Raw genomic sequence first — 8,557 nt, 5'->3', positions numbered from 1 at the left:
CCGCCCCGCATTGGCTGGATCCCGCCTGGTACGGCGAACACGCACGCCCGGTGGACGCCGGCGGAAGGCAGGCAGCCTGGTTCGTGCGGGGCGAGGGGTGGCAGGGCGTGCTGCGCGGGTACCGCCGGGGCGGACTGGTGGCGCGCATCAGCCGCGATGCTTACTTCTGGCAGGGCGAGGCGCGCACCCGCAGCTTTCGTGAATACCGCCTGCTGGCCTGGATGCGCGAACGCGGCCTGAACGTGCCCGCGCCGCTGGCGGCCGCTTACTGGCGCCAAGGTTTGGCGTATCGTGCCGCCATCCTGGTCGAGCGCATCGAGCAGGTGCGGCCGCTGGCCCACTTGCTGGACGAACCGGTATGGGATGCCGCGGCCAGCGCCATCGCCGCCATGCACCGCCACGGGGTATGGCATGCCGACTTGAACGCCTTCAATATCCTGCTGGACGCGCAGGGGCATGCCTGGCTGATCGATTTCGACCGCGGCACGGCCGGCGGCGTGTCCGCCCGCGCGCGCCGCGCCAATCTGCTGCGCCTGCGGCGTTCGCTGCAGAAAGTGGGGGGCGACAAGGGGTTGGCCTTCTGGAGCCGGCTGGACCAGGCGTACCGCACCTGCCTGGACTGAGCGGAAATGCCGGTGTCAGGCACCCTGCGGGAGCCTGACACCCGACGGCAGGCTCACTGAATTGCATGATGGGTGTCTGGCTCCCGACGGCAGGCTCACCGAATTGCATGGTGGGTGTCTGGCTCCCGCAGGGTGCCTGACACCGGCCAACGCCACTGCCTGTCCGCAAGCAAAGACGGCGGCTTCTTCAGTGTTCCCTGCACAAACCCCCGTAAAAAGGCTTTATTATTTTGCCCTTTAGCAAATTTCGCACACTGTGTGGCAAGGGGCTCGCAATGAACATCGCGGCGGGAAAACACTGGGCGCTGGGCGCGGCGCTGGCGGCGGCGGCCGTTTCGGGGGCGTGGGCGCAGGACAAGGTCGTCAACGTCTATAACTGGGCCGAATATACGGCTCCCGACACGATTCCCGGTTTCGAGAAAGAAACCGGCATCAAGGTGCGTTACGACGTCTACGATAACAACGACACCCTGCAGGCCAAGCTGCTGACCGGCAAGTCGGGCTACGACGTCGTGGTGCCGTCCACCCACTACGCCTCGCGCCAGATCCAGGCCGGCCTGTACCAGAAGCTGGACAAATCCAAGATTCCCAACTGGAAGCACCTGGATCCGGACATCATGGCGCTGGTGGCCTCGGTGGACCCCGGCAACGAGCACGTCATTCCGTGGGGCTACGGCACCAACGGCCTGGGCTACAACGTCACCAAGGTCAAAGAGATCATGGGCAATGACGCCGACCTGGCCAGCTGGGACATGCTGTTCAAGCCGGAAAACGCCGCCAAGCTGAAAGACTGCGGCATTTCGGTGCTGGACGAGGCGGCTCAGGTATTTCCGGCCGTGCTGAAGTACCTGGGCAAAGACCCCAACAGCGACAACCCCGACGATTACAAGGCCGCGCTGGCCCTGCTGAAGCAAATCCGGCCGTACATCCGCCAGTTCAGCTCGTCGGGCTATATCGATGAACTCGCCGTGGGCGACCTGTGCATGGTGTATGGGTTCTCGGGCGACGTAATGATCTCGCGCAAGCGCGCCCAGGAAGCCAAGCGGCCCTACGAAATCAATTACTTCATTCCGCAGGGCGGGGCGCCGGCCTGGTTCGACGTCATGGCCATTCCCAAAGACGCGCCGCACCCCGAGGCCGCCCACGCGTTCATCAACTACATTGAAACGCCCCAGGTGCACGCGGCCATCACCAACACCATGTTCTACCCGAACGCCAACAAGTCGGCGCGCGAATTCGTGGTGAAAGACGTGGCCGACAACCCCATGATCTACCCGCCCGCCGATGTGGCCAAGACGCTGTACGTGATCAAGGCCCAGCCCATGAAAATCCAGCGCCTGCAAACCCGCATGTGGGCCGAACTGAAGTCCGGACGATAGCCATCATGAGCGACAGCCGTTACACGGCACAGCATTCGGTCGACCCGGACGAGTTCGTCCGGGTGTCCGACCTGGTCAAGATTTTCGGCGACGTGGTCGCCGTGCGCTCGGCGAACCTCACCGTCAAGCGCAACGAAATTTTCGCCCTGCTGGGCAGTTCCGGTTGCGGCAAGTCCACCTTGCTGCGCATGCTGGCCGGCTTCGAGGAAGCCACCTCGGGCCAGATCATGCTGGACGGCGAAGACATCACCGGCATTCCGCCTTACCGGCGGCCGGTGAACATGATGTTCCAGTCATACGCGCTGTTCCCGCACATGACGGTCGAGGCCAACGTGGCTTTCGGCCTGAAGCAGGAAGGCGTGGCCAGCGCCGAGATCCACGACCGCGTGTTCGAGGCGCTGGACCTCGTCCAGATGGCGGGGTATTCGCGCCGCAAGCCCAGCCAGTTGTCGGGCGGCCAGCAGCAGCGGGTGGCGTTGGCGCGCAGCCTGGTCAAGCGGCCCAAGCTGCTGCTGCTGGACGAGCCCATGTCGGCGCTGGACAAGCAAATCCGCCAGAAAACCCAGATCGAGCTGGTCAAGATTCTGGAACAGGTGGGCGTCACCTGCATCATGGTCACGCACGACCAGGAAGAAGCCATGACCATGGCGCACCGCCTGGCCGTCATGACCGAAGGCCAGATCGTGCAGTGCGGCACGCCGCAAGACGTCTACGCCTTCCCCAATTCGCGTTTCGTGGCCGGCTTCATCGGTTCCACCAACCTGCTCAGCGGCACCATCGTGGTCGACGAGCCCGACCACGTGGCCATCGAAAGCCCCGAGCTCACCCGGCCGCTGTACGTCAGCCACGGCGTCAGCGAACCCCTGGGCATGGAAGTGCATGTATCTATCCGGCCCGAGCGCCTGGTGGTGTCGCGCAGCCAGCCCGAAGGCGATTACAACTGGGCGCACGGCATGGTCAGCCACATGGCCTGGATGGGCAGTTACGCGCTGTACCAGGTAAGGCTCGATTCCGGCAAGGTCGTCGAGGCCAGCGTGCCCAGCCTGCAACTGGCCCAGATCGACGCGCCCGGCATCGACGAAGAAATTTTCGTCAGCTGGGACGCCGATAGTGCCACGGTGCTGTCCTCATGAAGCTGCCCGCCTTGCGCGACTGCATGCCGTCGGGGCGCACCCTGGCTATCGTGCCGCCGTTCCTGTGGCTGACGCTGTTCCTGCTGGTGCCGTTCCTGCTGGTGCTGAAAATCAGCTTTGCAGAGCTTGAATTCGGCATTCCGCCCTATACGGCGCTGGCCGAGTTCAAGGACGAGGCCGTGCAGTTCAGCCTGCACTTGCGCGGCTACATCCTGCTGTTCACCGACAGCCTGTACCTGGCCACGTACCTGAATTCGCTGAAAATGGCAGCCGTGACCACGGTGTGCTGCGTACTGATCGGCTACCCCATCGCGTACTACATTGCCCGTTCGTCGCCGGCCATCCGCAATGTGCTGCTGCTGGGCGTGATCCTGCCATTCTGGACATCGCTGCTGCTGCGGGTGTATGCGTGGGTGGGTATTCTGCGCAACGACGGCCTGCTCAACAAATTCCTGATGGGCATCGGCCTGATCAGCAGCCCGCTGGAAATCTACCGCACCGACCTGGCCGTGTATATCGGGCTGGTCTACGCCTACCTGCCGTTCTTCATCCTGCCGCTGTATGCCAACCTGGTGAAGATGGACCTGCGCCTGCTGGAAGCCGCCTACGACCTGGGTGCGCGTCCGTGGCAGGCCTTCTGGCACATTACGGTGCCTTTGTCGCGGCCCGGCGTCATCGCCGGCGCCATGCTGGTGTTCATTCCTTCGGTGGGCGAATACGTCATTCCCGAGATGCTGGGCGGCGCCGACACCCTGATGATGGGCCGGGTGATGTGGAACGAATTCTTCAATAACGCCGACTGGCCCATGGCCTCGGCGGTGACTTGCGTGATGGTGCTGCTGCTGCTGGTTCCGCTGGCGCTGTTCCAGTACAACCAGGTGCGCCAACAAGAGTCGGCCATGCAAGGAGGCCGGGCATGAAGGGGCCGAACAAGACGGCGCGCGGCGTGGCGCTGGGGCTGGGATACTTCTTCCTGTACGCGCCCATCATCAGCCTGATGGTGTTCTCGTTCAACGACTCGCCCCTGGTTACCTCCTGGAGCGGCTTTTCGCTGCGCTGGTATGGGTCGCTGTTCAACGACAGCGCGCTGCTCAGCGCCGCCTGGCTGTCGTTCAAGATCGCCGCGCTGACCGCCACCGCCGCCGTCATCATCGGCACCTGGGCGGGCTACGTGCTGGGGCGCATGGGCCGTTTTCGCGGCTTCGCGCTGTACGTGGGCATGCTCAGCGCGCCGCTGGTCATTCCGGAAGTCGTGCTGGGCATTTCGCTGCTGCTGATGTTCGTGGAATTGCGCGGCACGCTGGGCTGGCCCGCCGAAAACGGCGTCTTCACCATCTGGGTGGGCCATGTGACGCTGTGCATGGCCTTCGTGGCCGTGGTCATTCAGGCGCGCATCCGCGACCTGGACCGCTCGCTGGAAGAGGCCGCGCTGGATCTCGGCGCCACGCCTCTCACGGTGTTCTTCCGCATTACGTTGCCGCTGATCGCGCCGGCCCTGGTGTCGGCCTGGCTGCTGGCGTTCACGCTGTCGCTCGACGACGTGGTGCTGGCGTCATTCCTGTCCGGCCCGGGCTCGACCACCTTGCCCATGGAAGTTTTCTCGCGGGTGCGGCTGGGCCTGAAGCCCGAGGTCAACGCGCTGGCCACCCTGTTCATCCTGGCGGTGGGCACCTGCGTCATCCTGCTCAATCGACTGCAACAACGCAACGAAGCGGAATCCAAATGAAGCATCAAGCTACCCTGTACGGCCTGGCCAAATGCAGCACCTGCGTCAAGGCGCGCGACTGGCTGTCCAGCCACGGTGTGGACCACGAATTCATCGACTACCGCGACCACCCAGTCCAGGCCGCCACGCTGAAGGCCTGGGCCGGCAAAGTAGGGGGCTGGGAAAAACTGGTCAACCGGACCTCGATGACCTGGCGCAACCTGGCCGACGCGCGCAAGGCCGCGGCCACCGATGCCGAGTGGACGCAGCTGATCGCCGAATATCCCGCCCTGGTCCGGCGCCCCGTCACCGTGACGCCCGATGGCGAAGTGACGGCGGGCTTCTCGGAAAAGCGCTACGGCGAGCGCTTCGCCTGAGCATGGCCGCGCCTTCCGCCCGGCCGTCCGGGCCCGCGCGCCAGCGCGGCCGGGCACCCGGCCCGGCGCTGCCCGACAGCTTCTTCGACCGCGACCCCTGCCAACTGGCCCGCGAGTTGCTGGGCATGGTCATCCGGCGTCGCCTGGACGGCCTGTGGCTGTCGGCGCGCATCATTGAAACCGAGGCCTATTATCTGACCGAAAAAGGCAGCCATGCCTCGCTGGGCTACACCCACAAGCGCCGCGCGCTGTTCATGGACGGCGGCACGGTGTACATGTATTACGCCCGCGGCGGCGATTCACTGAATTTCAGCGCTGGCGGCCCGGGTAACGCCGTGCTGATCAAGTCGGGGCACCCCTGGGTGGACGCGGTGTCGGGGCCCGAATCGCTGGCCCGCATGCAGGCCCTGAACCCGGATGCCAGCGGGCAGCCCCGCGCCCCGGCGCGGCTGTGCGCGGGGCAGACACTGCTGTGCCGCGCGCTGGGCCTGAAAGTGCCCGACTGGGATGCGCGGCGCTTCGATCACGCGGCATTCTTTGTCGAAGATGCAGGCCAGGCGCCCGAACGGCTGGTATGCACGACGCGCCTCGGTATTCCGCCCGGGCGCGACGAGCATCTGCGCTACCGTTACGTGGACCCGGCCTACGCCGCGTTCTGCACGCGCAACCCGCTGCGGCGCGGGCAGCAAGCGGGGCGCGACTACGACTGGATGGACCGCTACGGCGCGATCGTGGCCTGACCGGCCGCGCGCCCCGGGCCGAACTGGCGCAGCATGCGCGCGCGCCAGGCCTTGTACTTGTGCTGCATGCGCCGCTTGTTCAGGCGCTTGCTCCAGGCATACAAAGGAACCAGCGGCAGCACGCCGAATCCGTCGATCAGGTACATGCCGTAGCGCCCTTCGGCGTTGCGGCCCAGGGCGATATTCCTGGCCGACATGTCGTTGATCACGATGTGAGTGTCGATCAGGTCTTCGAAAAACGCGTCCAGCTGGGCGCCCAGCGCGGCGCTGATGCCGTCGCGCGCCATGATATGGGCCACCGTGGGAGCCAACTGCCCGTCTTCGCCGGTGATTTTCTCTACCAGCTGCCCCAGGCCCAGCGTGGTCTGGGCCAGGCCCACGACGCGGGCCATGGGGATATTCCACACGCCCGAGGGAACGGTGGTGGTGGTTACGTATTCCGACAGTTCGTTCAGGTACACCCGGTATGCGCTTTCGCGCTGGAACTGCTTATAGAACCGCTTGAGCGGCTTGCGTTCCAGGTAGGCGGCATAAGCCTCCATGTTGATCACCTTGATCAGCAGCGAAGGTTCATGCGGGTGCTGGAATACGTAGCGGTCCGCCCCCTTGGCCAGTACTTCGGCGCCCGCCAGGTCCAGCGGCCCGAACACTGCCGTAAACCCTTCCGACGGCGGGGCCTGCAAGTCCAGTTGCAGGGATGGGGACGGGTTCTCGTGCGTGGCGATACTTGTTGTAAACGATTCGTATTGCACTATTCGGGTTATTGCTGTAATCGATTTCCCGAGATTGTCGAAGTTCGGCCCGCTTTGTGCAACCTGCGCTGGCCGCCTGGTCACGCCTACAATTGACGCTTTCGGGAGATTGCCCTTGATCGAGGCGTTACCGTGGATTACTGCCGGGGCGGCCGTGCTGGCCTTGTTCGTGGCCGTGGCGTTGTGGTTGCGCCCAGCGGCAGATGCGCGCCTGGCGCATCTGGTTGAAGGCCTGGAACGCCTGGAACGGGCCCTGCGTGCCGACCTGGACGAAAGCCAGCGCGGGCTGCGCACCGAGTTCGCCGAGTCTACCCGCGGCCTGCGGGTAGAACTGTCCCAGGGGCATGAGGCGCTGCGCGGCGTGCTGTCGCGCGATGCGCAGGCCGCGCGCGCGGAATACGCCGAGTCGCTGGCGCGCTTCGCCGCGCAGTTCAGCGAGCGGCTGGAAGGGCTGGTGGCCCTGAACGACCGCCGCATGCAAGAGGTGCGCCAGACGGTAGACCAGCGCCTGCAGGCCTTGCAGGCCGACAATGGCACGCGCCTGGACGAAATGCGCCGCACCGTGGACGAAAAGCTGCACGCCACGCTGGAACAGCGCCTGGGCGAGTCGTTCAAGCTGGTGTCCGAACGCCTGGAAGCCGTGCACAAGGGGCTGGGGGAAATGCAGACACTGGCGGCCGGCGTGGGCGACTTGAAGCGCGTGCTGACCAACGTGAAATCGCGCGGCACCTGGGGCGAGGTGCAACTGGCCCGCCTGATCCAGGACATCATGACGGCCGACCAGTACGCCAGCAACGTCAAGACCGTGCCGGGCAGCGATGCCATTGTGGAGTTCGCGATACGCCTGCCCGGACGCGAAGCCGGCGCAGAGCCCGTATGGCTGCCCATCGACGCCAAGTTTCCCAAAGAAGAATACGAGCGCCTGATGGATGCCTGCGACGCCGCCGACGCGGACGCCGAACGGGCGGCCGGGGCCGCCCTGGCGCGCGCCATTGAAGCGCAGGCACGCCTGATATCCGCCAAGTATGTGGCGCCGCCGCACACAACGGATTTCGCCATCATGTTCCTGCCCACCGAAGGCCTGTACGCCGAGGTGCTGCGCCGGCCCGGCCTGATCGACAAGCTGCAGTCGCTGCGCGTCAATGCGGCGGGGCCCAGCAACCTGGCGGCCATGCTGAACAGCCTGCAGATGGGCTTTCGTACCCTGGCCATCGAGCAGCGTTCTTCCGAGGTGTGGCAGGTGCTGCGGGCGGTAAAGACAGAATTCGCGAAGTTCGGCGATTCGCTCGCCAACGTCAAGAAATCGCTGGAGTCGGCCAGCAACAAGCTGGGGCAAACAGAAGTGCGCACGCGCGCCATGCTGCGCAACCTGAAAAGTGTCGAGGCTTTGCCGGATGATGATGCGCGCAAGCTGCTGGGCACAGAGGACGAATCCCCCGCTCTTGCGCCCCAAAATGAAAAGTGCTAACGGTGGGTTTTGCGGCCATGCGCAAAAGGGGCTGATATGTCGCCTTTCCAGACTCACACGGTTTTCAACCAGGCAGCACCGCTGGAAGACTATTCGCTGTACGACACCGATACGGTCCTGAGCCAAGCCGTGCAGCGCGAAGGCGCCGGTGCCTGGGCAGCCGAACTGCGCGAACACGGCGCCTGGCTGGGGCGCGCGCATATCCTGGCCGCGGGCGAACAGGCCAATCGCTGCCCGCCCCGGTGGCTGGGCTACGACCGCAGCGGTCATCGCGTCGACCAGGTGGAATTCAACGCGGCGTGGCACGCGCTGATGTCGGGCATCGTGGCGCGCGGCCTGCACTGCCGTGCCTGGCTGCAGCCCGGCCCCGGCGCGCAGGT

The 8,557-nt window shown here is 65.2% G+C and carries 9 protein-coding genes and 1 pseudogene; 9 read left to right on the top strand and 1 reads right to left on the bottom strand.

Going from position 1 to position 8,557, the window contains the following annotated elements:
- The 7 genes from LPZ50_RS17790 to LPZ50_RS17760 all read left to right on the top strand — a co-directional run.
- The coding region (locus LPZ50_RS17790) for a 3-deoxy-D-manno-octulosonic acid kinase (protein ID WP_230663177.1) at positions 1–623 on the top strand (623 nt) is incomplete at its 5' end.
- Positions 624–898: 275 nt separating this feature from the next.
- A complete protein-coding gene (locus LPZ50_RS17785) occupies positions 899–2,002 on the top strand; it encodes a polyamine ABC transporter substrate-binding protein (RefSeq protein WP_230663175.1) in 1,104 nt (367 codons plus the stop codon).
- A 5-nt stretch (positions 2,003–2,007) separates the two neighbouring features.
- Positions 2,008–3,135, top strand: coding sequence for an ABC transporter ATP-binding protein (locus tag LPZ50_RS17780; protein ID WP_230663174.1), 1,128 nt, complete (start codon positions 2,008–2,010; stop codon positions 3,133–3,135).
- Entirely contained in the window at positions 3,132–4,055 is a 924-nt protein-coding gene (locus LPZ50_RS17775) for an ABC transporter permease subunit (protein WP_230663172.1), read from the top strand. Before LPZ50_RS17780 ends, LPZ50_RS17775 begins: the two co-directional genes overlap by 4 nt.
- Positions 4,052–4,861, top strand: a complete 810-nt coding sequence (locus tag LPZ50_RS17770; RefSeq protein WP_230663170.1) for an ABC transporter permease subunit — start codon at positions 4,052–4,054, stop codon at positions 4,859–4,861. The genes LPZ50_RS17775 and LPZ50_RS17770 overlap by 4 nt, the downstream gene beginning before the upstream one ends.
- Complete coding sequence (locus LPZ50_RS17765) at positions 4,858–5,217, top strand: arsenate reductase (protein WP_230663168.1); 360 nt, start codon at positions 4,858–4,860, stop codon at positions 5,215–5,217. Before LPZ50_RS17770 ends, LPZ50_RS17765 begins: the two co-directional genes overlap by 4 nt.
- Before the next feature lie 2 nt (positions 5,218–5,219).
- Positions 5,220–5,957, top strand: coding sequence for a DNA-3-methyladenine glycosylase (locus LPZ50_RS17760; protein WP_230663165.1), 738 nt, complete (start codon positions 5,220–5,222; stop codon positions 5,955–5,957).
- Here the strand turns inward: LPZ50_RS17760 and LPZ50_RS17755 are convergent.
- Positions 5,936–6,652, bottom strand: coding sequence for a PhoP regulatory network YrbL family protein (locus tag LPZ50_RS17755; protein ID WP_230663181.1), 717 nt, complete (start codon positions 6,650–6,652; stop codon positions 5,936–5,938). The genes LPZ50_RS17760 and LPZ50_RS17755 overlap by 22 nt on opposite strands.
- A 172-nt stretch (positions 6,653–6,824) precedes the next feature.
- On the opposite strand from LPZ50_RS17755, the gene rmuC reads away from it, so the two are divergent.
- Positions 6,825–8,177: a DNA recombination protein RmuC gene (gene rmuC, locus LPZ50_RS17750; RefSeq protein WP_419195610.1), complete on the top strand. Its 1,353-nt coding sequence runs from the start codon at positions 6,825–6,827 to the stop codon at positions 8,175–8,177.
- Between the two features lie 36 nt (positions 8,178–8,213).
- A pseudogene (locus LPZ50_RS17745) lies at positions 8,214–8,557 on the top strand (acyl-CoA dehydrogenase); the annotation flags it as partial.

Source organism: Bordetella petrii (assembly GCF_020991325.1).
Taxonomy (GTDB): domain Bacteria; phylum Pseudomonadota; class Gammaproteobacteria; order Burkholderiales; family Burkholderiaceae_B; genus Bordetella_A; species Bordetella_A petrii_E.
The sequence above is the reverse complement of the archived record's forward strand: the minus strand, read 5'-3'. Positions and strand labels throughout refer to the sequence as shown.